We start from the raw sequence: 24,224 nt of genomic DNA on the forward strand, positions 1-24,224 counted from the left end.
TTAACCACAAACACGAACCCCTCCACGGGGACTCCCATGGGGGCGGTTCGTTTGAACCATGCGCCGCATGACGGGTTCCGCCGCGACGCCTCTCATATGCGACTCTTCGTGCGGTGACCGCGTTCAAGTCACCCGGGACAAGGCCACCACCGGCGGCAAACCCGAGGGAACAGCTGGGCCCCCGTTTCAAAGTGCGCGGATACTATTGATGCACCCGGCGGGGGTCAAGCGGATTATCGGCCAGTCGAAACGGGCCGATTTCCCCGTCACATTCGGGTATTCCGGGAACCTAAATCCCCGGAATACCCAATTTTGTTTCCGAGATCTCCCGGCCAGCCTTACTCGGCGGCCGTGACCTCGCCCTCGGAGGAGAGCTGAGCAGCCTCCTCCTCGGTGGGAGCCGGTGCCGGCGCCAGCGAGCGGTCGCGGTCGGCGGCCACCCGGCGCAGGCGATTCATCACGCTGCCCGTGCCGGCCGGGATCAGGCGACCGACGATGACGTTCTCCTTGAGACCGTCCAGGCTGTCTTCCTTGCCGGAGACCGCCGCCTCGGTGAGGACGCGGGTGGTCTCCTGGAACGACGCGGCGGAGATGAACGACTTGGTCTGCAGCGACGCCTTGGTGATGCCCTGGAGCACCGGCTTGGCCACGGCCGGACGGAGGTTCTCCGCCAGGGCCTTCTCGTTGGCCTCTTCGTACTCGTCGCGGTCGATGGTCTCGCCGAGCAGCAGCGTGGTGTCGCCGGCCTCCATCACTTCGACCTTCTGCAGCATCTGGCGAACGATCACCTCGATGTGCTTGTCGTTAATCTTCACGCCCTGCAGGCGGTAGACCTCCTGGATCTCGTTGATGAGATAGTCGGCCAGCGCCTCGACACCCATGATGTTCAGGATGTCGTGCGGGACGCGCGCCCCGTCGAGCAGCATGTCACCCTTCTGCACGAAGTCGCCCTCGTGCACCGCCAGGTGCTTGCCCTTCGGGATCATGTATTCGATCGGATCCGCACCCTCCTCGACCGGACGGACGATGACCCGACGCTTGGTCTTGTAGTCCTTGCCGAACTCGACCCGGCCGTCGGCCTCCGCGATGACCGCGAAGTCCTTCGGGCGCCGTGCCTCGAACAGCTCGGCCACGCGCGGCAGACCACCGGTGATGTCACGGGTCTTCGACGACTCGCGCGGGATACGCGCCAGCACGTCGCCCGCCTTCACCTGAGCGCCGTTCTCGACCGACAGGATGGCGTCGACCGACATGAAGTAGCGGGCCTCAAGGCCGTTGGCGAGCTGAACCACCTCACCGGCCTCGTCACGCAGGGTGACACGCGGCTTCAGGTCGTTGCCGCGCGGCTGCTGCTTCCAGTCGACCACGACGCGGGACGAGATACCCGTCGCCTCGTCGGTGACCTCGCGCATGGACAGGCCGTCCACGAGGTCGACGTAGTGGGCGATACCTTCCCGCTCGGTGATGATCGGAATGGTGTACGGATCCCACTCGGCCATCTTCTGGCCGGGCTCGACCACCACACCGTCATCGACCAGGAGCTTGGCACCGTACGGCACGCGGTGGCGTGCGCGCTCGCGGCCCTGCTCGTCGGCCAGGATGATCTCGGTGTTGCGGCTCATCACCACCAGCACGCCGTCGGAGTTGGTGACCACGTTGCGGTTGTGCAGCTTCACCGTGGCGCCGATCGACGCCTCGACGGTGGACTGCTCGGCACCGCGCTGGGCCGCACCACCGATGTGGAACGTGCGCATGGTGAGCTGGGTGCCCGGCTCGCCGATCGACTGGGCTGCGATGACGCCGACGGCCTCGCCGATATTCACCGGCGTGCCGCGGGCCAGGTCGCGGCCGTAGCACGCGGCGCAGACGCCCGGATGGGTCTTACAGGTCAGCACCGACCGGATCAGGACCGAGTCGATACCGGCCCGCTCGATCGCCTCGACCAGCGCCTCGTCGATGATCTCGCCCTTCTTGACGACCACATCGCCGCTGAGCGGATCGAGGACGTCCTCCAGGGTGGTCCGACCGAGGATGCGGTCGCCCAGGTTTTCGATCACCTCGCCGCCGTCGATCACCGCGCGCACGGTCAGGCCGCGCTCGGTGCCGCAATCGACCTCGGTGATGATGCAGTCCTGGGCCACGTCGACCAGACGGCGGGTCAGGTAGCCCGAGTTCGCCGTCTTGAGCGCCGTGTCGGCCAGACCCTTACGGGCGCCGTGGGTCGAGTTGAAATACTCGAGCACGGTCAGGCCTTCCTTGAAGTTCGAGATGATCGGCGTCTCGATGATCTCGCCCGACGGCTTGGCCATGAGGCCGCGCATGCCGGCGAGCTGCTTGATCTGCGCCGCCGAACCACGGGCACCGGAATGCGCCATCATCCACACGGCGTTGACCGGGTTGATGCCGTCGTCTTCCTTGATGACCGCCATCATCTCTTCGGCCACCTGATCGGTGCAGCGCGACCAGACGTCGACCACCTTGTTGTACTTCTCGCCCTGGGTGATCAGGCCGTCGAGATACTGCTGCTCGAACTGCTTGACCTCCTCGTTCGCCTGATCGACGAGGCCCTGCTTGGCCTCGGGGATGACCAGGTCGTCCTTGCCGAAGGAGATGCCCGCGCGGCAGGCGTGACCGAAGCCGAGGCCCATCAGGCGGTCGGCGAAGATCACCGTCTCCTTCTGGCCGCAGTGGCGGTACACCAGGTCGATGACGTTGGAGACTTCCTTCTTCGTCATCAGGCGGTTGATCATCTCGAAGCGAAGCTTCGGATTGTCCGGCAGCAGCAGAGCCAGCTTCAGGCGGCCCGGCGTGGTCTCCACGCGCTTGACCACCTTCTCGCCGGTCTCGTCATAGGTGGTGACGCGCGCCTTCACCTTGGTGTGGAGGTTCACCACACCGGTGTCGAGCGCGTGATCCACCTCGGCCGGATCGGCAAAGGCCATGCCCTCGCCCGGCTGGTTGTCGCGTTCCATCGTCAGGTAGTACAGGCCCAGAACGATGTCCTGGGACGGCACGATGATCGGCTTGCCGTTGGCCGGGCTCAGGATGTTGTTGGTCGACATCATGAGCACGCGGGCTTCGAGCTGGGCTTCCAGCGACAGCGGCACGTGGACCGCCATCTGGTCGCCGTCGAAGTCGGCGTTGAAGGCCGTGCAGACCAGCGGATGGAGCTGGATCGCCTTGCCCTCGACCAGCTTCGGCTCGAAGGCCTGGATGCCGAGACGGTGCAGGGTCGGCGCCCGGTTCAGCATGACCGGGTGCTCGCGGATCACCTCTTCCAGGATGTCCCAGACCTCGGGACGCTCCTTCTCGACCATGCGCTTGGCGGCCTTGATCGTGCTCGCCATGCCGTAAAGTTCGAGCTTGGAGTAGATGAACGGCTTGAACAGCTCCAGCGCCATCTTCTTCGGCAGGCCGCACTGGTGCAGCATCAGGTCCGGGCCGACCACGATGACCGACCGGCCGGAATAGTCGACGCGCTTGCCGAGCAGGTTCTGACGGAAGCGGCCCTGCTTGCCCTTCAGCATGTCGCTGAGGGACTTCAGCGGACGCTTGTTGGCGCCGGTGATGACGCGGCCGCGGCGGCCGTTGTCGAACAGCGCGTCGACGGCCTCCTGCAGCATGCGCTTCTCGTTGCGCACGATGATGTCCGGCGCGCGAAGCTCCATCAGGCGCTTCAGGCGGTTGTTCCGGTTGATCACCCGGCGGTACAGGTCGTTCAGGTCGGAGGTCGCGAAGCGGCCGCCGTCCAGCGGGACCAGCGGGCGCAGCTCCGGCGGAATGACCGGGACAACGTCCAGGATCATCCACTCCGGACGGGAGCCGGATTCCTGGAACGCCTCGATGATCTTCAGCCGCTTGACCAGCTTCTTGCGCTTGGCCTCGGAGCCGGTCTCGCGCAGCTCGACGCGCACGGTCTCCTGCTCGACTTCCATGTCGAGGCGGGAGAGCATGGTCTTCAGCGCCTCGGCGCCGATCTGGGCGACGAAGGCGTCCTCGCCGTAATCGTCCTGCGCCTGATAGTACTCCTCCTCGCTGAGGAGCTGCTTCTCCTTCAGCGGCGAGAGCAGCGGGTCGGTGACCACGAAGTTCTCGAAGTACAGAACCCGCTCCAGATCCTTCAGGGTCATGTCGAGCAGCAGACCGATGCGGCTCGGCAGGGACTTCAGGAACCAGATATGGGCGACCGGCGAGGCCAGGTCGATATGGCCCATCCGCTCGCGGCGCACCTTGGAGAGGGTGACCTCGACGCCGCACTTCTCGCAGATGATGCCGCGGTACTTCATGCGCTTGTACTTGCCGCACAAGCACTCGTAATCCTTGATCGGGCCGAAGATCCGGGCGCAGAACAGGCCGTCGCGCTCCGGCTTGAAGGTCCGGTAGTTGATGGTCTCCGGCTTCTTGATCTCGCCGAACGACCACGACTTCACGCGATCCGGGCTCGCGATCGAGATCTGGATATTGTCGAAGCTCTGCGGGCCGCTCGGCTGACCGAAGATGTTCACCAACTCGTTCATCGAAGCACTCCTCGCGCCACTGGCGCTGTTTGCGGATCCGGGCGTCCCCGGACCTCAAGACCGGCCCGGCCCCCGCGGCATCGAACCGCCGGGGCCCAAGGGCCGGAAACTACACCGATAGCGGCCGCCTTCGCGGCCGCCGCCGGCGTCAGTACTCCTCCTGGTTCAGCTCGACATTCAGGCCGAGCGAACGCAGTTCCTTCACCAGAACGTTGAAGGATTCCGGAATACCGGCCTCGAAGTTGTCGTCGCCGCGGACGATGGCTTCATAGACCTTGGTACGGCCGGACACGTCGTCGGACTTCACCGTGAGCATCTCCTGCAAGGTGTAGGCTGCGCCGTAGGCTTCAAGGGCCCAGACCTCCATCTCACCGAACCGCTGACCGCCGAACTGCGCCTTGCCGCCCAGCGGCTGCTGGGTGACCAGGCTGTACGGACCGATGGAACGCGCGTGAATCTTGTCGTCCACCAGGTGGTGCAGCTTGAGCATGTAAATATAGCCCACTGTCACCCGGCGGTCGAACTGCTCGCCCGTCCGGCCGTCCCACAGGTCGACCTGGCCGCTCGACTCGAGGCCCGCCCGCTGCAGCATGCCGACGATGTCCTCTTCGCGGGCACCGTCGAACACCGGCGTCGCCATCGGCACGCCGCGCCGCAGATTGCGGGACATCTCGACGATCTCGTTGTCCTGCAACGGATCGATCTTCCGGCTGTACTCGTCGTCGGAATAGATGTCCTTGAGCTTCGCCCGCAGATCGGCCGCCCGGGCGTCCTTGCCCATGTTCTCGAGCATCTCGCGGATCTGACGGCCGAGACCGGCAGCGGCCCACCCGAGGTGGGTCTCCAGGATCTGCCCGACATTCATGCGCGACGGCACGCCCAGCGGGTTCAGCACGATGTCAACGGCAGTGCCGTCGTCCAGGTAGGGCATGTCCTCGATCGGGTTGATCTTGGAGATGACACCCTTGTTGCCGTGACGGCCGGCCATCTTGTCGCCCGGCTGCAGCTTGCGCTTCACCGCGACGAAGACCTTGACCATCTTCATCACGCCCGGCGGCAGCTCGTCGCCGCGCTGCAGCTTGTCGACCTTGTTGTCGAACCGGTCCTTGAGCTGCTCGATCGACTTGTCGAAGTGCTCCTTCAGCCCCTCCAGGTAGTCCATCAGCTTGTCGTCATCGACGACGAACTGACGCCACTGACCCGGCGTGTACTGGGCGAAGACCTCCTCGGTCAGCTCGCCGGACTTGAAGCCCTTCGGACCGCCAGTGGCCATCTTGCCCATCAGCAGTTCCTTAAGGCGGTCGAAGAAGCCACGCTCCAGGATCGCGCGCTCGTCGTCGCGGTCCTTGGCGAGACGCTCGATCTCCGAGCGCTCGATGGCCTGGCTACGCTCGTCCTTGTCGACGCCGCGGCGCGAGAACACCCGCACCTCGACGACCGTGCCGGTCACTCCCGGCGGCACCTTCAGGGAGGTGTCGCGCACGTCGGAGGCCTTCTCGCCGAAGATGGCGCGGAGAAGCTTCTCTTCCGGCGTCATCGGCGACTCGCCCTTCGGCGTGACCTTGCCGACCAGGATGTCGCTCGGGTTCACCTCGGCACCGATATAGACGATGCCCGCCTCGTCGAGGTTCTTCAGAGCCTCTTCGCCGACGTTCGGGATGTCCCGGGTGATCTCTTCCTGGCCCAGCTTGGTGTCGCGGGCCATGATCTCGAATTCCTCGATATGGATCGAGGTGAACACGTCGTCGCGGACGATGCGCTCGGAGATCAGGATCGAGTCCTCGAAGTTGTAGCCGTTCCACGGCATGAACGCGACGAGCACGTTCTTGCCGAGCGCCAGCTCACCGAGTTCGGTGGACGGACCGTCGGCGATGATGTCGCCGCGGCTGACCACGTCACCGACCGACACCAGCGGACGCTGGGTGATACAGGTGTTCTGGTTGGACCGCTGGAACTTCAGCAGCCGGTAGATGTCGACGTTCGACGCCGTGCCTTCCAGGTCCTCGTTGGCCCGGATGACGATACGCTGGGCGTCGACCTGGTCGATCACGCCGGACCGCTTGGCGGCGATGGCGACACCGCTGTCGCGGGCCACCGTGCCTTCCATGCCGGTGCCGACATACGGCGCCTCGGCCTGGATCAGCGGAACCGCCTGACGCTGCATGTTCGAGCCCATCAGGGCGCGGTTGGCGTCGTCGTTCTCCAGGAACGGGATCAGCGCGGCGGCCACGGACACGAGCTGCTTCGGCGAGACGTCGAGCATGTCGATGTCTTCCGGACGCGCCAGACCGAAATCGCCGCGACGACGGACCGGGACCAGCTCTTCCTCGAACTTGCCGTCGGCATCGATCGGTGCGTTGGCCTGGGCGATCGTGTAGCGGCCCTCCTCCATGGCGGAGATGTAGCGCACCTCGTCGGTCACCCGGCCGTCGGTCACCTTGCGGTACGGCGTCTCGATGAAGCCGTACTGGTTGACCCGGGCATAGGTGGCCAGCGAGTTGATCAGGCCGATGTTCGGGCCTTCCGGCGTCTCAATCGGGCAGATCCGGCCGTAGTGGGTCGGGTGCACGTCACGGACTTCGAAGCCGGCACGCTCGCGGGTCAGACCGCCCGGGCCAAGCGCCGAGAGACGACGCTTGTGGGTGATCTCCGACAGCGGGTTGGTCTGGTCCATGAACTGCGAGAGCTGCGAGGAACCGAAGAACTCGCGCACCGCCGCCGCCGCCGGCTTGGCGTTGATCAGGTCGTGCGGCATGACGGTGTCGATATCCACCGAGCTCATGCGCTCGCGGATCGCCCGCTCCATGCGCAGCAGGCCGACGCGGTACTGGTTCTCCATGAGCTCGCCGACCGAGCGCACACGGCGGTTGCCGAGGTGGTCGATGTCGTCGATCTCGCCCTTGCCGTCCTTCAGGTCGACCAGGACCTTGAGGATGGCCAGGATGTCCTCCTTGCGGAGCACGCGGAGCTGGTCGTCGGTCTCCAGGCCGAGACGGGCGTTCATCTTCACCCGGCCGACGGCGGAGAGGTCATAGCGCTCGCTGTCGAAGAACAGGCCGGCGAACAGAGCCTCGGCGGTCTCCAGGGTCGGCGGCTCGCCCGGGCGCATGACCCGGTAGATGTCGACCAGCGCCTCTTCCCGGGTGGCGTTCTTGTCGAGCGCCAGGGTGTTGCGCATGTAGGCGCCGATATTCATGTGGTCGATCGCCAGGATCGGCAGCTCGGTCACGCCGATGGAGGCCAGGGTCTCCAGCAGGTCGGCGGTGATCTCCTCGCCGGCGTCGCAATGGACCAGACCGGTGCTCTCGTCGATCAGGTCGGACCCGACATACTGGCCGATGAGCTGCTCGCTGGTGACGAACATGTCCTTCAGGCCGCCTTCGATCAGCTTGCGCGCAGTGCGCGGCGTGATCTTGTCGCCGGCCTTGGCCACGACCTCGCCGGTATCGGCATCGACCAGGTCGTCGGTCAGCTTCGCACCCTTCATGCGGTCGGCGTCGAACGGCAGACGCCAGCCGTCACCCTCGCGGGTGTAGGTGACCTTGTCGTAGAAGGTGCCGAGAATGTCCTCCGCACTCATGCCCACGACCTTGTCGCGCTGCACGTCGTCGCCGTTGGCGTGGCACTCCTTGATATACGCCTCGCTCTGGTCGGAGAGCAGGGCGAGCAGGAGCGTGGTCGCCGGCAGCTTGCGGCGCCGGTCGATACGCACATAGGCGATGTCCTTGGCGTCGAACTCGAAGTCGAGCCAGGAGCCGCGGTACGGGATCACCCGGGCGGCGAACAGGTACTTGCCCGAGCTGTGCGTCTTGCCCTTGTCATGGTCGAAGAAGACGCCCGGCGAGCGGTGCATCTGGCTGACGATCACGCGCTCGGTGCCGTTGACCACGAAGGTGCCGTTGGCCGTCATCAGGGGCATGTCGCCCATGTAGACGTCCTGCTCCTTGATGTCCTTGATGGACTTGGAGCCGGTCTCCTCGTCTACGTCCCAGACCACCAGACGCAGGGTGACCTTCAGCGGCGCGGCGAAGGTCAGGCCGCGCTGCTGGCACTCCTCGACGTCGTATTTCGGCTCCTCGAGCTCGTAGCGAACGAACTCGAGCATGGAGCGCTCGGAGAAGTCGCGGATCGGGAACACCGACTTAAAGACTTCCTGCAGACCGACATCGCCCCGGGCTTCCCCGGAAATGCCCATCTGCAGAAAGGCGTCGTAGGAGCTCTTCTGAACCTCGATGAGGTTCGGCATCGGCGCCACTTCGGGGATGCGACCAAAGCTCCGACGAACGCGCTTACGACCGGTGAAGGATCCGACTGCGGAAACTGCCATCTTGCGACCTCGACCTCGCGTGTGACCCGCGGACCTTGCAATGTCCGTTGGGCGAAACGGTGACCAAACCTTGGCGCGCCCGGCAGGGGATCCCGGACCGGGTTCCTGCGGCGCGTCTTCGGCGGGCGGTCCTCGCCTCGGCCCGGGGTCGGTGCACCGTCGCTGCGGCGCCCGGCCCCGGGCCGAGAAGAGGAAACGGGTCGGGAGCGGACACGCAGGCGCGCCGCTCCCTTCCCGAACCTTAGCTGGAAATCGAGCCCAATTACTTAAGCTCGACGGTGGCGCCAGCCTCCTCCAGCTTCTTCTTGATGCTCTCGGCCTCTTCCTTGGAAGCGCCTTCCTTGACCGGCTTCGGAGCGCCCTCGACCAGGTCCTTGGCCTCCTTGAGGCCCAGGCCGGTGATGCCGCGGACTTCCTTAATGACGTTGATCTTCTTGTCGCCAGCGGAGGCAAGGATCACGTCAAATTCGGTCTTCTCCTCAGCGGCCGGGGCGGCTTCGCCACCACCAGCAGCCGCGGCGACCGCGACCGGAGCAGCGGCGGACACGCCCCACTTCTCCTCAAGCATCTTGGACAGCTCGGCCGCCTCGAGGACGGTCAGAGCGGAAAGGTCATCGACCAGCTTGGCAAGATCAGCCATTTCAATTCACTCCACGTTGGTACTTCTGTTGACAGAGCGGTTCGTCCGCCCTCACTCCGACTGCTCGCTATGGGCCTTGAGCACCCGCGCGATCTGGCCGGCCGGTGCGGCAAGCACACCAACCATCCGAGACGCCGGGGTCTGCAGGAGACCCACAAGCTTGGCACGCGACTCGTCGATCGACGGGGTCTTGGCCAGGGCCTTGATCTCGTCGATGTTGAGTTTCCGTTCGCCCAGGCCGCCACCGACGATGGTGACCTTGTCGTTCTTATTGGCGAACTCAACGATCACCTTCGCCGCCGCCACCGGATCGGTCGACGTCGTCACCGACGTCGGACCCGTGAAGAGGTCGCTCAGGTTCTCGTAGCGCGTGCCCTGCAGAGCAAGACGGGCGAGCCGATTCTTGGTGACCTTGTAGCCGGCCCCGGCCGCACGGACGTTGGAACGAAGGCCTTCGACCTCGGTCACCGTCAGACCCGTCTGATGGGTGATGACGACGACTTCGGAGCCCTCGAACGTCGTGCGAAGAGAGTCGACCAAATCGGCCTTTTCGGTTCGGTTCACCTCTTATCTCCGCAATTGGAACCGATGTGCCGCTGTTCCGTTTGGAACATGACCCCTCGGTCCGTTGCACGAAGACGGCACTGTTGTGCCGCCCCTGTTCGCCTGTCCCAGAAGTCCAACATCTCCGGCGAACCGGTATCCGTTGGCGCTCCCGTCTGTACGGGCGGAATTTAAGGCCTTGGTCGGAAGATCCGCCGCGGCCGCCCGTAGTCTCGGACAGGTCGGAACGGGATCTCTCCCGCTCCTGGCGCCGGCCCGCGGCTGACCGCGGACCGTCGATCTCATGTGCGCGGCCGCGTCAGGCGGCCGGCGCGGTACCCAGAGCCGCGGTGTCGACCTTGATGCCCGGACCCATGGTCGAGCTCACCGACACGCGCTTGATGTAGTTGCCCTTCGCCCCGGTCGGCTTGGCCTTGGTGATCGCGTCGACGAAGGCCGCCGCGTTCTCCACCAGCTGCTCCTCGGAGAAGCTCGCCTTGCCAATGCCGGCATGGACGATGCCGGCCTTCTCGACGCGGAACTCGACCTGACCGGCCTTGGCGGCTTCCACCGCGTCGGCGACGTTCGGGGTCACGGTGCCCAGCTTCGGGTTCGGCATCAGGCCGCGCGGGCCCAGCACCTTACCGAGACGGCCGACGACGGCCATCATGTCCGGAGTCGCGATGACCCGGTCGAAGTCCATGCGACCGTTCTGGATCTCTTCCATCAGGTCCTCGGCACCGACGACCTCCGCACCGGCGGCGCGGGCCTCATCGGCCTTGGCGTCCTTGGCGAAGACGGCCACGCGGACCGACTTGCCGGTGCCGTGGGGCAGGGAGACCACGCCGCGGACCATCTGGTCGGAGTGGCGCGGGTCCACACCCAGGTTCATCGAGATCTCGACGGTCTCGTCGAACTTGGCGCTCGCCTTGGACTTGATGATCTTGATGGCCTCGGCCATGCCGACCATCGCGGTGCGGTCGAGATCGCCGTACGCGGCGCGAAGACGCTTACCTGTTTTTGCCATGATCGCCTCACTCCACCACTTCGATGCCCATGGAACGGGCGGAACCCTTGATCATCTGAACGGCACCGTCCATGTCGACGGCGTTCAGATCCGGCATCTTCGCTTCCGCGATCTCCTTGACCTGGGCCAGGGTGACCTTGCCGACCGCGCCCTTGTTCGGGGTCGCGGAGCCCTTGGCCACCTTCGACGCCTTCTTCAGGAAATAGGACACCGGCGGGGTCTTGGTGATGAAGGTGAAGGTGCGGTCGCCGTAGGCGGTGATCACCACCGGCACCGGCATGCCCTTCTCCATCTTCTCGGTCGCGGCGTTGAACGCCTTGCAGAACTCCATGATGTTGAGTCCGCGTTGACCGAGAGCCGGGCCCACCGGGGGAGACGGGTTCGCCGCCCCGGCCGGGATCTCCAGCTTGATATAGCCGACGATCTTCTTAGCCATGTGTTGCCTTCCTCTTTTCGGTCCGTGGTGCGATGCCGCAGGGCTTCGCGGTCATCTCCCACAGGCCGTCCACAAACGAACCCTTCCGGTCCCCGAGGCACAGCGCCCCGGGATCGAACCCGGACGGGATCAGGTTTTCTCGACCTGGGTGAAATCCAGATCGACCGGCGTCGACCGTCCGAAGATCGACACCGCAACTTTCAGACGCGACCGCTCCTCGTCGACATCCTCGACAAGGCCGTTGAAGGTCGCGAACGGACCGTCGGCCACGCGCACCTGCTCGCCGATCTCGAAGGTGACCGACGGCTTCGGCCGGTCCACGCCCTCGGAGACCTGCTTCAGCAGGCGATCGGCCTCGGCGTCGGTGATCGGGATCGGCTTGCTCTTGCCGCCCACGAACCCGGCCACCTTCGGCTGCGACTTCACCAGGTGCCAGCTCTCGTCCGTCAGCTCCATCCGAACCAGGATGTAGCCCGGGAAGAACTTGCGCTCCGTGGTCGCCTTCACGCCGCGGCGCATCTCGATCACTTCCTCGGTCGGCACCAGGACCTCGGTGATCAGGTCCTCGAACTCATGCTGCGCGACCTGCTCCAGGATCGACTGGGCGACCTTCTTCTCGAACCCGGAATAGGTCTGCACCACGTACCAGCGTTGTGCCATGTCAGCCTCCGAGCCCCAGAACCAGTTGCACGCCCCAGGCCAGGACCTGGTCGACCACGAAGAAGAACACCGAAGCCAGGAACACCATGATGAAGACCATCAGGGTGGCCACGGCCGTCTCCTTACGGCTGGCCCACGTGACCCGCGACACTTCCTGTCGCACCTGGCGCACGAACTGGGCGGGACTCACCTTCGCCATCGCTTCCGCTCTCCGCCGCACGGCCCCAGGACTATCCCGGTGGCGCACTGGCACCAATTCCGAACACGTTAATGCGGATGGCGCCCATCGGGTTTCCCGACGGCGCCGCCCGCGAAACATCTCTCATATAGTGGCAGGAGTGGAGGGGCTCGAACCCCCAGCCCCCGGTTTTGGAGACCGGTGCTCTACCAGTTGAGCTACACTCCTAGCCTGGCAGAGGCGCTTTCACGCCTCTACCTACTCGGCGATCTCCGATTACTCGGTGATCTTGGACACGACGCCGGCGCCGACGGTGCGCCCACCCTCGCGGATGGCGAAGCGCAGGCCCTCGTCCATGGCGATCGGCGCGATCAACTCCACGTCCATGGCGATGTTGTCGCCCGGCATCACCATCTCCGTGCCTTCCGGCAGCGTCACCGTCCCGGTCACGTCCGTCGTGCGGAAGTAGAACTGCGGCCGGTAGTTGGTGAAGAACGGCGTGTGACGGCCACCCTCTTCCTTCGTCAGGATGTAGGCTTCCGCCTTGAACTTCGTGTGCGGCGTGATCGTGCCCGGCTTCGCCAGAACCTGACCGCGCTCCACGTCCTCGCGCTTGGTGCCGCGCAGCAGGACGCCCACGTTGTCGCCCGCCTCGCCCTGGTCCAGCAGCTTGCGGAACATCTCAACGCCGGTGCAGGTCGTCTTCGTCGTCGCCTTGATGCCGACGATCTCGATTTCCTCGCCCACCTTCACGATGCCGCGCTCGATACGGCCGGTCACCACCGTGCCGCGGCCCGAGATCGAGAACACGTCCTCGATCGGCATCAGGAACGGCTGGTCCTTCGGACGCTCCGGCGTCGGAATGTACGAGTCGACCGTCTCCATCAGCGCGAGGATCGCCTTCTTGCCGATCTCCTCGTTGCTGTCCTCAAGCGCGGCCAGCGCCGAACCCTTGGTGATCGGAATGTCGTCGCCCGGGAACTCGTAGGACGACAGCAGCTCGCGGATCTCGAGCTCGACCAGCTCCAGCAGCTCCTCGTCGTCGACCTGGTCGACCTTGTTCATGAACACCACCAGCGCCGGAACGCCGACTTGGCGGGCCAGAAGGATGTGCTCGCGGGTCTGCGGCATCGGGCCGTCGGCCGCCGACACCACCAGGATCGCGCCGTCCATCTGCGCGGCACCCGTGATCATGTTCTTCACGTAGTCGGCGTGGCCCGGGCAGTCCACATGCGCGTAGTGACGGTTCGCCGTCTCGTACTCAACATGCGCCGTCGAGATCGTGATGCCGCGCGCCTTCTCTTCCGGCGCCTTGTCGATGGCGTCATACGCCATGAACGTCGCACCACCGGTCTCCGCAAGCGTCTTCGTGATCGCCGCCGTCAGCGTCGTCTTACCGTGGTCGACGTGACCGATCGTGCCGATGTTGCAGTGCGGCTTTGTCCGCGCGAATTTCTCCTTGGCCATCTCGTCGTTCCCGTCGGCTGCATCGTGGAGGCATCCAGGAGATGCCGGAAAAAACTAACCTCTGTTCAAGGCCTTGTCGGTCGGTCGCGATCCGTTCAGCGAGTGGTGGTGGGGGTAGGATTCGAACCTACGTACGCGTACGCGGGCAGATTTACAGTCTGCTGCCTTTAACCACTCGGCCACCCCACCATCGGATCGGATCGCAATCTCGCTTTCGGCAAGCCCCGTTCCTGAGGGAGTGCGAACTATGTTAATTCGCGACCGTTTGTCAACGACGAACACGACAAAAAATGACCGCGCCGGTAAACCAGGCGGAACGTCGTCTCCCAACTGAGGAAAACCGTAGCATAGCCATGGCGAAACGAAAATATGGCGGACGCCCCAGCCGGCCCGCGAAAACCCAGGCGCCCGGCCGAGACCGCTCCGCCGGCGCCCCCGCAGCCTCCGCTCGCGACGGCGAGCGTGCATCCTACGACCCGACGGTGCTGTTCGGCCGCCACGCGGTGATGGCCGCCCTGAGCAATCCCCGGCGCAGCATCCGCGCGCTGATCGGCAGTGCCGAGACCGCGGCGGAGCTGGCCGAGGCCCTGGCCGCCCTACCCGAGGATCGCCGCCGGGCCCTGCCCGAGCCCCGGACCGCGACGGCGGAGGAGATCGCGGGCCTGGTCGGCGAGGGGGCGGTGCATCAGGGGCTGGTCGCCCGGGTCGATCCGCTCCCCGATACCGCTCTGGAGGACGTGCTGGACGCCGCCGGCCCGCAGGCGCTGCTGATGGTGCTCGACCAGGTGACCGACCCGCACAATCTCGGCGCGGTACTGCGGTCGGCCGCCGCCTTCGGCGCCGACGCGGTGATCGTGCAGGACCGGCACACCCCACAGGTGACCGCCGTGGTGGCCAAGACCGCCTCGGGCGCCCTGGACGTCACGCCGCTGGTGCGGGTGACGAACCTGGCCCGCGCCCTGCGCAGCATCCAGGAGGCCGGCTTCTGGTGCGTCGGGCTGGCCGAGGAGGGAGAGGTGGCGCTCGACAGCCTGGACCTGTCCGGCCGGGCCGCCCTGGTGATGGGGGCGGAGGGCGACGGCCTGCGGCGGCTCACCCGCGAGACCTGCGATCAGCTTGTCCATCTGCCGACCAGGGCGCCGATCCGCTCGCTGAACGTCTCCGCCGCCGCGGCGATCGCCCTGCATCACGCCGCTGTCGCGCCCGGACGCAAGGTCGGTTAACTTAATATCAAAGCTTTCCGGCGATATACCCACACTGATCCGCACGGCGGATCCCGCCCGGAAGTTTCACGTGCAGGAGTCCCGATCATCATGGCGTTCACGCCGCGCGAGGACATCGAGGTCGCCAAGGCCGCCGTCTGCGAGGAAGCCGCGGACTTGTTCACCGCCGACGCCCGGGAGGTGATCACCCGCGCCGCCGCCGCGTATCTGGGCCCGCGCAAGCTGACGGCGATCGAACTGCTGTACAGCCCACGCCACCAGTCCGACCTGATGAACAGCGGCACCAGCGCCATGCAGGCGGTGCAGAAGGCGGCGAGCTGGCAGGTGCGCGGCATGAGCGTGCCGGTCAGTGAACGTATCCGTCGGCTTTGGGACATCCTCGACCAGGGCAAGGCCGCGATGGCCGAGGAGGTCGCCGCCGTCGAGCCGGAACCGATGACGCCGGAGACCGCCGGCGCCCTGCTGGCCCGCCGCGACCAGGAAGGCGACTCGGCCTATATCTTCCGGATCCTGTGCTCGACCGCCGCCGGCCTGGCCGAGAAGAAGACCTGGGCCGACAAGATCGACACCTTGGTGAAGAGTGCGGCCAGCGCCACCACGCCGGAGGCGCTCGGCTGCATGGACCGGTTCCTGGGCGAGCTGCTGCGCCCGGTGGACGTTCTCAAGGACATCATCGGCGAGCAGCCCAATGCCGGCGAGCAGATCGCCTGCCTGCTGGCCCTGGTGACCGAGACCGCCCGGCCGACGGACGCGCCGCCCAAGGCGGTGCTGGCGGTGCCGTTCTACAAGCTGATGACCCGGGCGCCGATGCCCGACAGCCGCGCCACCCTGGCCGGCCACATCGTCCGCCTGGTGGCGGGGCCCGACAAGATGACGAGCAAGGCGCTCTCCGACGAGATCCTGTTCGTGGTCGAGCTGCGCGAGACCCTGACCTTGAAGGGCGAACTGATCGGCGGCGAGGTCACCCAGGGGGCGTTGGAGCGCCGGCTGGCCCGCGCCCTGTCGGACCAGACCATCGACCTGCTGATGCAGGGCACGCGCAGCGCCGGCGAGCGGGTGATGCGGGCGATCTCGCTACACACCAAGGTCTTCGGCGACGCGGCTCGCGCGTATCTGGAACAGTATATCGCCGACCTGATGGGCCAGCCGCAGATCGAGACCAAGCTGGTCCCGGAGGATCTGTCGGTGCGCCAGCAGATCAAGGCCATGGGCGCGCTGCACCGGGCGCTGAAGAACTCCCAGCTCGGCGAGCGGCCCAAGGGCCGCATGACCCGCCAGGTGGAACAGGCCCAGACCGCCCTGCTCGACCGCTCCCGCCTGCTGGAGAAGCTGAACGACGGCACCGGCTCGGCCGCCGAGCGGCTGCTGCGGGTGGTCGACCTGTGCCGCGAGGGCGCCTTCACCGAGGGCGAGAATGCCGACCGCGCCCGGGCCGCCGCCCAGCAGCTCATGAAGCGGCCCGATTTCCTCGACAGCTACCTGGACGGCGCCGAGCAAAAGGGCGAACGTGCGTCCCGTCTGCGCGACCTACAGCGCAAACTGGCCGAAGCGAGGATCGTTTGAGTTCCACGACCGGGGGCGACCCCAATCTGCAGCCGCATCTCGACCGCGACATGGTCGGCTACGGCCGCACCCCGCCCCATGCCAACTGGCCCGGCGGCGCCCGGCTGGCGATCAATTTCGTCATGAACTACGAGGAGGGGTCGGAATACTCGATCCCCGACGGCGACGGCTTCTCCGAGAGCAGCCTGACCGACTCGCCGGACAGCCCGAACGGCCCCGGCTCCCGGGACCTGGCCGCGGAGTCCATGTATGAGTACGGCACCCGTGTCGGCTTCTGGCGGCTGCACCGGCTGTTCACCGAGCGCAACCTGCCGCTGACGGTCAACGCTTGCGCCCTCGCGCTTGAACGCAACGACGAGGCGGCCGCCGCGATCCGCGAGAGCGGCTGGGACATCTGCTGCCACGGCTGGCGCTGGGTGAACCATTTCCAGCTCAGCGAGGCCGAGGAGCGCGAGCACATCGCCCGCGCGGTGGAGAGCCTGGAGCGCACCACCGGCGCGAAGCCGGCCGGCTGGTACTGCCGCCACGGCCCGAGCGTCCACACCCGCCGGCTGGTGGTCGAGCATGGCTGCTTCCTCTACGACAGCGACAGCTATGCCGACGAGCTGCCGTACTGGACCGAGGTGGCCGGCCAGCCGCATCTGGTGGTGCCCTATTCGCTGGCGACCAACGACAGCAAGTTCTCCCGCAACCATTTCCCCACCGGCGACGACTACTTCCGCTTCGTGAAGGACGCGATCGACATGCTGTGGGAGGAAGGGGCGACCAGCCCGCGGATGATGTCCTGCGGGCTGCACCTGCGCCTGATCGGCCACCCCTCGCGGGCGGCCGGTCTGGCGAAGCTGCTGGACTATGTACAGGAGAAGGGCGGCATCTGGGTCACCCGCCGCCAGGAGATCGCCGAACACTGGGTCCGCGAACACCCGCACGCGTGAGGCGGGCGGGGTTCGACGTCGGACTTGACGACGGCGTCCGAACTGCGCAGAAACGCAGGCGTGCCGGCATAGCTCAGCTGGTAGAGCATCTGATTTGTAATCAGAGGGCCGCGGGTTCAAGTCCTGCTGCCGGCACCACCGATTTCAGCTAATCCGTCGCCGCCTCTTCCGCCGCCAGGAGCGCACGGACAACCTTCATCGGCAGGAACATGCGCAGCGGCATGGACGGAAAAGGCTGGAAGCCATACCCGGCATAGAGCCGCTTCCGTCTCTCGACCATCTGCGGATCGCCGCAGTCGAGAATGTCGAGCACCACCACCGCGATCCCGACCTCGCGCGAGGCCCGCTCGATCCGCATCAGCGCGTCGATCAACAGCGACCCGCCCAGCCCGTGACCCACATACCGTCGGTCGACGCCGATCATCGACAGATAGGCGGCCGGGATCAGACCGCTGTTTGGCGCCGTTCGCTTGTAGGATTTCGGCAGGTCGCCGACATCGACGTCATGGCTGTTGAGCGCGTAGAACCCGAGAACCCGGCCTTCGCCGCCGGTCAGGACGAAGACCCGCGCATTGTCCGCCTTGCCGAGCTTGTTGGCCGTTCGCTTAAAGAAGTTGTCGACCTGCTCGACGCCGCAGGAGAACGCCTCGCGATCGTGTTTCAGCGGATCGAGAGGCTCGGTCGTATACGCCGGGTCAGGAAGCTCGCCGGTCACGTCGCGACGACGGTCTTCCGGTGGCGCGCGAACGCCTCCTTCAGCGCTTGTGTCGGCTCTGCCGGCGCATCGAGCGCGTCGAGGAACGCCTTGCGGTCCGCTTGGGTCAGAACGGTGCGCTCATGCGCCTGGATTGTGTCCAGCGCCGCCCGATAGGCCGCGTTCATCGCGAAGACCGAGTCATCGACACCGGAAATGGCGGCGGCCCGCTGGATCGCTTCCTTGACGCGCGGCTGGGTGCGGAAGTTCATCCGCGCGGTGCGTCGTTCGTCTTTTGCCTGGGTCTCATCGTCATAGGCCGCCATCACAGCCTCCCGGATATGGGGCGCGGGTTTGCCGCATTTATCATCAGAATTGTACGTCGATTAGGCGCACATTTCAATATGAGCTCCCTCAATGGAAATCCCGCGACTTCGGCAGAATCCGCACATTGCGTGGATGCCGGGCCGGAGCAGACGGGATCGGGCGGGCCACCTCGTCGGCGCGGGCGAGCGGCGGGTCGAGCGCCATGTCCGGACTGCCGTTAGACAGGGTGTCGAGCAGGGCCGTGTGGTCCTCCAGATGCTCCGCCACCACGTGGATCACCGTCTCGGTCACCTGCACCCGGCCGGTCACCGCCATCAGCCGGGAGCCCATCACGATCGGACGGTAGGCTTCCAGTGCGTCGGGCCAGACCACCAGGTTGGCGATGCCGCTCTCGTCCTCCAGGGTGACGAAGACCACCCCCTTGGCACTGCCCGGCCGCTGGCGGATCAGCACCACCCCGGCGACCCGGACCCGCTGGCCGAACCGGGCCTTCTCCAGATCGGCCGTGCGGCGGAAGCCGAGCCCGGCATAGCGGTCGCGCAGGAAGCTCATGGGATGCGCCTTCAGGGACAGGCGGGTGGTCTGGTAGTCGACCACCACATGCTCGCTCAGCGGCATCGCCGGCAGGGTGACGGCGACGTCCGGCCCCTCCTGCTCCACCCCGCCCTGGGTGAACAGCGGCAGGTCGGGGGCGTCGCGGATCGCCCGCGCGTCCCACAGGGCGGCCCGCCGGTCACGGCCGAGCGAGCGGAAGGCGTCGGCCGAGGCCAGCAGCCGGATGCCCCGTCCCGACACCCCGGCGCGGTCGTGCAAGTCGTCCAGGCTGTCATAGGGCGTGCTGCGCCGGTCCATCAGCCGGGCCGCATCTTCCTGGGATAGCCCCTCCACCTGGCGCAGGCCGAGGCGCAGGGCGTAATCCGGCGGACCGAGCCGGTGTCCCTTCCCCTGGCCCCGCCCCTGCCTCTGGCGCGCCATCGGCTCCAGCGTGTTGTCCCAGTCGCTGTAGTTCACGTCGACCGGCAGCACGGTGACCCCATGCTCGCGGGCGTCGCGCACGATCTGGGCCGGGGCGTAAAAGCCCATCGGCTGGGAATTCAGCAGCGCCGCCGCGAAGGCCGCCGGGTAGTGGCACTTCATCCAGCTCGAGACATAGACCAACAGGGCGAAGCTGGCGGCGTGGCTCTCGGGGAAGCCGTATTCGCCGAACCCCTCGATCTGGCTGAAGCAGCGCTCGGCGAAACCCGGGTCGTAGCCGCGCTCGATCATCCGGCCGACCATCTTCTCCTTGTGGGCGCTGACCTGGCCGCGGGAGCGGAAGGTGGCCATCGCCTTGCGGAGCTGGTTGGCCTCCACCGGCGAGAACCGGGCGGCGACCATGGCGATCTTCATCGCCTGCTCCTGGAAGATCGGCACGCCCAGGGTGCGCTTGAGGATGTTGCGCAACTCGTCCGGATCGTGCTCGGGGCCGGGCGAGGGATAGGTCTCCTGCTCGCGGCCCTGCCGGCGGCGCAGATAGGGATGCACCATGTCGCCCTGGATCGGGCCGGGGCGCACGATCGCCACCTCCACCACCAGGTCGTAGAAGCAGCGCGGCTTCAGGCGCGGCAGCATGTTCATCTGCGCCCGGCTCTCGACCTGGAACACGCCCAGGGAGTCGCCCCGGCACAGCATGTCATAGACCGGCCGGTCCTCCTGCGGGACGGTCGCCAGGGTATAGGCCATGCCGTAATGCGCCTCGATCAGGGCGAGGCCCTTGCGGATGCAGGTCAGCATGCCCAGCGCCAGCACATCGATCTTCATCATGCGCAGGGCGTCGATATCGTCCTTGTCCCATTCGATGAAACTGCGGTCGGCCATCGCCCCGTTGCCCACCGGCACCGTCTCGATCAGCGGGCTGTCGGTCAGGATGAAGCCGCCCACATGCTGGGACAGGTGGCGCGGCATGCCCATCAGCTCGCCGGCCAGCATCAGGGTGCGGCGCAGATGCGGGTCGGTCGGGTCCAGGCCCGCCTCGCGCACCCGCACCTCGTCCACGCCATTGCCCCAGGAGCCCCAGACGGTGCGGGCGAGTGCCGCCGTCACGTCCTCCGACAGGCCCATGGCCTTGCCGACCTCGCGCACCGCCAGCCGCGGGCGGTAATGGATCACGGTGGCGCAGAGCCCGGCGCGGTCGCGGCCGTAGCGCCGGTAGATGTGCTGGATCACCTCCTCGCGCCGCTCGTGTTCGAAATCCACGTCGATATCGGGCGGCTCCCTGCGCTCCTCGGAGATGAAGCGCTCGAACAGCAGCTCGTGCTGGGCCGGGTCGACGGCGGTGATGCCGAGGCAGTAGCACACCGCACTGTTCGCCGCCGAGCCGCGGCCCTGGCACAGGATGTTCTCGCCCTTGGCATAGGCGACGATCTCGTCGATGGTCAGGAAGTAGCGGGCGATGTCGAGCTTGGCGATCATCGCCAGCTCCTTCTCCAGGGTCTTGCGCACCCCCTCCGGGATGCCCCTTGGATAGCGGTTGTTCGCGCCGGCCCAGGTCAGGATCGCCAGGTGTTCGTCGGGGGTGCGGCCCTCGGGCACGGTCTCCTGCGGGTATTCGTAGCGCAGCTCGACCAAGGAGAAGCGGCAGGCATCGGCGATCAGGCGGCTCTGGTCGATGGCGTCGGGCCAGTCGGCGAACAGCCGCCGCATCTCCTGTGGGCTCTTCAGGTGGCGCTCGCCGTTGGGGTGCAGCCGGTCGCCGGCGGTGAAGATCGTCACCTTCTCGCGGATGCAGGTCATGACGTCCTGCAGCGGCCGGCGGGCCGGGGCATGGTAGCGCACGTCGTTGGTCGCCATGATCCGCAAGCCCTGCTCCCGCGCCAGGCCGTCCAGCCGGTTGATCCGCGCCCGGTCGTCGCCCCGGTAGAGATGGCTGGCGGCGACATGGCCGAGGCCGGGCAGGACCTCCGCCAGACGCGGCAGGTCGGCGGCGAAGGCGTCCAGGTCCTCCCCCGGCACCGCGATCAGCAGCGGGTCTTTTTCAGGCCCCAGGGTCTCGGCGACCAGGGCCAGGCTCAGGTCGCACGCTCCCTTGCGCTGCCAGTTGCCGTCGGCGTCCTGCATCTTGCCGGTGGAGAGCAGGCGGCAGAGCCGGCCGTACCCGGCCCGGCTCTTGGGATAGGCGTAGAGCGACGGCGCATCCAGCAGCTCCAGGCGGCAGCCGATCAGCGGGCGGATGCCGCACTCCTCGGCCGCCACATGGAAGCGCACCACGCCGGCCAGGGTGTTCACGTCGGCGAGGCCGAGCGCGTCGTAGCCGAGGGTGGCCGCCCCCTCGACCAGCTCATGGGCGTGGGACGCCCCCTGCAGGAACGAGAAGTTCGAGGCCGTCCCGAGTTCGACGAAGGGTGCGCGCATGGCCCCGCCCCTCACGCGTCGAGGCCGTGGACGAACCAGCGCGGCGCCCCGCCCCGCCCGTCCCCGGGCAGGCCCTCGCGGTAGATCCAGTAGCGCCGGCCCTCGGCATCCTCCACCCGGTAATAGTCGCGCAGCCGGGTGGTGGAGCGCTCGCGCCACCATTCGGGCGCGATCCGCTCCGGCCCCTCGCTGCGCACTACCCGGTGGGTCTGCCGGCGCCAGACCAGCCGGGCCGGCGGGCCGTCCGGCACGGCGTAGAGCACGTCCGCCGCCTCGGGCGGACGCAACAGGCGTACCGGGCGGGACTTTCCATCGCTCCCCGAGGGCAGGACCTCGGCCGCCTCCAGATCGGCCGGGCGGAGCTGGGAGGCGCGTTCGGGGATGTGGCCGGCGACCTCCACCGGCCTCAGCACCGCCTCGCGGCCGAGCTTGGCGGTCAGCCGATCGACCAGCCGCGTCAGGTCGAGATCGGCACTGTCGCCGCCCGACAGGTCCCATTGCAGATCCTCCATTTCCTCCACGACCAGGGCGTCGAGGGTCATCACCTCGAAGCCGAACCCGGCCTCCAGTCCCTCCAGCCGGTCGCGGAACAGCCGGGCGAGATGCTCCGGGTCGCGGGTCGCCTGGGCGGCGGCGGCCTCCACCGCGGCGGTGCCGCCATCGACCCGGTAGCCGGTCAGCCGCAGCCGCCGCGTGCCCTGGCCGCGCCGCTCCAGCTCCGCCGTGAGGTCCGTCAGCAGGTTGGCCAGGACCTGGGTGACGTTGTCCACATCGAGGATCGGTTCGACGAGCTGGCGCAGGGCGCGGGGGGCCGGCGGCGGCATCTCCGGCATCAGCGGTTCGGCCAGCCGGCCGAACGCCTCGTCCAGTCGGCGGGCGGGATTGGCCTCGACCGGGGCCCGCTCCCGGAAGCGACGGACCAGGGCGGTGCGCGACACCGCCTGTAGCGCGCCGATGGTCTTCAGCCCCAGCCGGTGCAGTAGGGTCACCGTCTCCTCGTCGAGCCGCAGGGCGGCGACCGGCAGGCCGGCCAAGTCTCGGGACACCCCGTCCGGCGCGCATATCGCCGGCGACGTGGCGCCATGCCGCGCCAGGGCCCAGGCCGCCCCCAGGGTCGGGGCGGCGGCGACCCGGATGCTGAACCCGATCTTCTGGAAGGCCGCGACCATCGCCCCCAGCATTGCTGCCTCCCCACCCCACAGATGGCCGGAGCCGGTGGTGTCGAGCAGCAGCCCGTCGGCGCCGTCGGGGCGGGTCCAGGGGCACCAGCGCAGGGCCCAGCGGGCCAGCCGCACCAGCTCCGCCTGATCAGCCTCCAGGGCGGCCTGTTCGACTTGGACGGTCGGCAGCAGGGTGCGGGCGTCGCTGATCCCCATCCCGGCGGCGAGCCCGTGGCCGGCCGCCGCGTCGGTCAGGTCGTGGATCACCGGCCCGTGCCGGCCGTCGCGCAGCAGGACGAGGGCCGGCTCCGCCTCAGCTTCCAAACCGGCGTTCCGGTTCCTGCGCCAGCGCTGGATCGGAAACTGCGGCAGAAAAATCGAGACGATGCGCCTGTCGGTCATAGCCCGCCTCCCAGTCACCAGGTTTCGTGTCCCGCGCCCGGAACAGGGTGGTGCGCCAGCGCGGCGCGCCCGGGGCGCGGGGATCGTAGGGATGCGGCGCCGAGGCGAGGCTCGTCACCCGCCAGCGCCGCCGCGCCGCCGACAGGGTCTCCTCGGCGGCGTAGCGGATCAGGAAGCACGGCACCCCGGCTCGCTCGGCCCGGATCGCGAGCCGCTTGGTCACGGTGAAGTCCAGCGCCTTGGGCATGCCCCAGATCTCGCCGATCACCGCCCCCAGGGACCGGCAGCCCAGCGCCTCCTCCATCGACCACAGCACGTCGGCCGCCCGCCGGGCGCAGACCAGCACCAGCCGGTCCGGATCGACCCCGAAGCCGCGCAGCCCCGGGCCGTAGGGCCAGCCCGCCTCCTGGGCCGCCATCCGGTCGAGCACCCAGACCACCGGGCGGCCGGCCGGCACCTGGGCCAGCACGAAGCCGGTCGCGCCCGTGTCCCGCGACGCGGCGAACACCTCGGCGAGCTGCGCCGCTTTGGCGAGCGGCGGCGGGACGAGCCGGGGCGCGGCGGCCTCCCTCGACAGAGGTGCCGCCGGCACCGACAGCCGTCTGATGGGCAGGAGCGTTACGGACATCTCTCCACTCCGTTCCGGCGTCTCTTCTAAAATGTTCTACTTTTGTTCTTTTAAAATCGAACCCGGCCGAAGAGTCAATTCACGTTTGAAACATCCCCAAATCCTGC

The 24,224-nt window shown here is 67.2% G+C and carries 17 protein-coding genes and 3 tRNA genes; 4 read left to right on the top strand and 16 right to left on the bottom strand.

Going from position 1 to position 24,224, the window contains the following annotated elements; all coding sequences use genetic code 11:
* Positions 1-338: 338 nt before the first annotated feature.
* The 11 genes from rpoC to ACOQOP_RS12915 form a co-directional block, all read right to left on the bottom strand.
* Positions 339-4,517, bottom strand: a complete 4,179-nt coding sequence (gene rpoC / locus ACOQOP_RS12865) for a DNA-directed RNA polymerase subunit beta' (RefSeq protein ID WP_420562207.1) — start codon at positions 4,515-4,517, stop codon at positions 339-341.
* A 148-nt stretch (positions 4,518-4,665) separates the two neighbouring features.
* Positions 4,666-8,844, bottom strand: coding sequence for a DNA-directed RNA polymerase subunit beta (rpoB, locus tag ACOQOP_RS12870; protein WP_420562208.1), 4,179 nt, complete (start codon positions 8,842-8,844; stop codon positions 4,666-4,668).
* A gap of 262 nt (positions 8,845-9,106) precedes the next feature.
* The gene (gene rplL, locus ACOQOP_RS12875; RefSeq protein ID WP_420562209.1) at positions 9,107-9,484 is read right to left on the bottom strand and encodes a 50S ribosomal protein L7/L12; all 378 of its coding nucleotides are present in this window, start codon (positions 9,482-9,484) and stop codon (positions 9,107-9,109) included.
* Positions 9,485-9,535: 51 nt separating this feature from the next.
* A complete protein-coding gene (gene rplJ / locus ACOQOP_RS12880; RefSeq protein WP_420562210.1) occupies positions 9,536-10,048 on the bottom strand; it encodes a 50S ribosomal protein L10 in 513 nt (170 codons plus the stop codon).
* Positions 10,049-10,346: 298 nt separating this feature from the next.
* The gene (gene rplA, locus ACOQOP_RS12885) at positions 10,347-11,054 is read right to left on the bottom strand and encodes a 50S ribosomal protein L1 (RefSeq protein ID WP_420562211.1); all 708 of its coding nucleotides are present in this window, start codon (positions 11,052-11,054) and stop codon (positions 10,347-10,349) included.
* 7 nt (positions 11,055-11,061) lie between these two features.
* The gene (gene rplK / locus ACOQOP_RS12890) at positions 11,062-11,490 is read right to left on the bottom strand and encodes a 50S ribosomal protein L11 (protein WP_420562212.1); all 429 of its coding nucleotides are present in this window, start codon (positions 11,488-11,490) and stop codon (positions 11,062-11,064) included.
* A 129-nt stretch (positions 11,491-11,619) separates the two neighbouring features.
* Positions 11,620-12,150, bottom strand: coding sequence for a transcription termination/antitermination protein NusG (gene nusG, locus ACOQOP_RS12895; RefSeq protein ID WP_420562213.1), 531 nt, complete (start codon positions 12,148-12,150; stop codon positions 11,620-11,622).
* 1 nt (position 12,151) lies between these two features.
* The gene (secE, locus tag ACOQOP_RS12900; protein WP_420562214.1) at positions 12,152-12,349 is read right to left on the bottom strand and encodes a preprotein translocase subunit SecE; all 198 of its coding nucleotides are present in this window, start codon (positions 12,347-12,349) and stop codon (positions 12,152-12,154) included.
* A gap of 131 nt (positions 12,350-12,480) precedes the next feature.
* A tRNA-Trp gene (locus ACOQOP_RS12905) sits at positions 12,481-12,556 on the bottom strand.
* A gap of 48 nt (positions 12,557-12,604) precedes the next feature.
* Positions 12,605-13,795 (bottom strand): elongation factor Tu, encoded by a 1,191-nt coding sequence (gene tuf / locus ACOQOP_RS12910; protein ID WP_420562205.1) that lies wholly within the window; start codon positions 13,793-13,795, stop codon positions 12,605-12,607.
* A gap of 103 nt (positions 13,796-13,898) precedes the next feature.
* Positions 13,899-13,984, bottom strand: a tRNA-Tyr gene (locus ACOQOP_RS12915).
* 164 nt (positions 13,985-14,148) lie between these two features.
* On the opposite strand from ACOQOP_RS12915, the gene rlmB reads away from it, so the two are divergent.
* The 4 genes from rlmB to ACOQOP_RS12935 all read left to right on the top strand — a co-directional run bounded on the left by rlmB (position 14,149) and on the right by ACOQOP_RS12935 (position 17,654).
* On the top strand, positions 14,149-15,018 hold the full coding sequence (rlmB, locus tag ACOQOP_RS12920) for a 23S rRNA (guanosine(2251)-2'-O)-methyltransferase RlmB (RefSeq protein WP_420562215.1): 870 nt from the start codon (positions 14,149-14,151) through the stop codon (positions 15,016-15,018).
* A gap of 90 nt (positions 15,019-15,108) precedes the next feature.
* Positions 15,109-16,581: a hypothetical protein gene (locus tag ACOQOP_RS12925; protein WP_420562216.1), complete on the top strand. Its 1,473-nt coding sequence runs from the start codon at positions 15,109-15,111 to the stop codon at positions 16,579-16,581.
* Complete coding sequence (locus tag ACOQOP_RS12930; RefSeq protein WP_420562217.1) at positions 16,578-17,516, top strand: allantoinase PuuE; 939 nt, start codon at positions 16,578-16,580, stop codon at positions 17,514-17,516. Before ACOQOP_RS12925 ends, ACOQOP_RS12930 begins: the two co-directional genes overlap by 4 nt.
* Before the next feature lie 62 nt (positions 17,517-17,578).
* Positions 17,579-17,654: transfer RNA gene (locus ACOQOP_RS12935), tRNA-Thr, on the top strand.
* A 10-nt stretch (positions 17,655-17,664) separates the two neighbouring features.
* Here ACOQOP_RS12935 and ACOQOP_RS12940 read toward each other — a convergent pair.
* The 5 genes from ACOQOP_RS12940 to ACOQOP_RS12960 all read right to left on the bottom strand — a co-directional run bounded on the left by ACOQOP_RS12940 (position 17,665) and on the right by ACOQOP_RS12960 (position 24,117).
* Entirely contained in the window at positions 17,665-18,231 is a 567-nt protein-coding gene (locus ACOQOP_RS12940) for a GNAT family N-acetyltransferase (RefSeq protein ID WP_420562218.1), read from the bottom strand.
* Positions 18,228-18,536: a DUF1778 domain-containing protein gene (locus ACOQOP_RS12945; RefSeq protein ID WP_420562219.1), complete on the bottom strand. Its 309-nt coding sequence runs from the start codon at positions 18,534-18,536 to the stop codon at positions 18,228-18,230. The genes ACOQOP_RS12940 and ACOQOP_RS12945 overlap by 4 nt, the downstream gene beginning before the upstream one ends.
* An 88-nt stretch (positions 18,537-18,624) precedes the next feature.
* Positions 18,625-21,927, bottom strand: a complete 3,303-nt coding sequence (locus ACOQOP_RS12950) for an error-prone DNA polymerase (protein WP_420562220.1) — start codon at positions 21,925-21,927, stop codon at positions 18,625-18,627.
* An 11-nt stretch (positions 21,928-21,938) separates the two neighbouring features.
* A complete protein-coding gene (locus ACOQOP_RS12955) occupies positions 21,939-23,489 on the bottom strand; it encodes a Y-family DNA polymerase (protein WP_420562221.1) in 1,551 nt (516 codons plus the stop codon).
* Positions 23,401-24,117, bottom strand: a complete 717-nt coding sequence (locus ACOQOP_RS12960; protein WP_420562222.1) for an ImuA family protein — start codon at positions 24,115-24,117, stop codon at positions 23,401-23,403. Before ACOQOP_RS12960 ends, ACOQOP_RS12955 begins: the two co-directional genes overlap by 89 nt.
* Positions 24,118-24,224: the final 107 nt, after the last annotated feature.

Origin of the sequence: Thalassobaculum sp. (genome assembly GCF_965223715.1) — a bacterium.
In the GTDB taxonomy this organism is placed as follows: domain Bacteria; phylum Pseudomonadota; class Alphaproteobacteria; order Thalassobaculales; family Thalassobaculaceae; genus Thalassobaculum.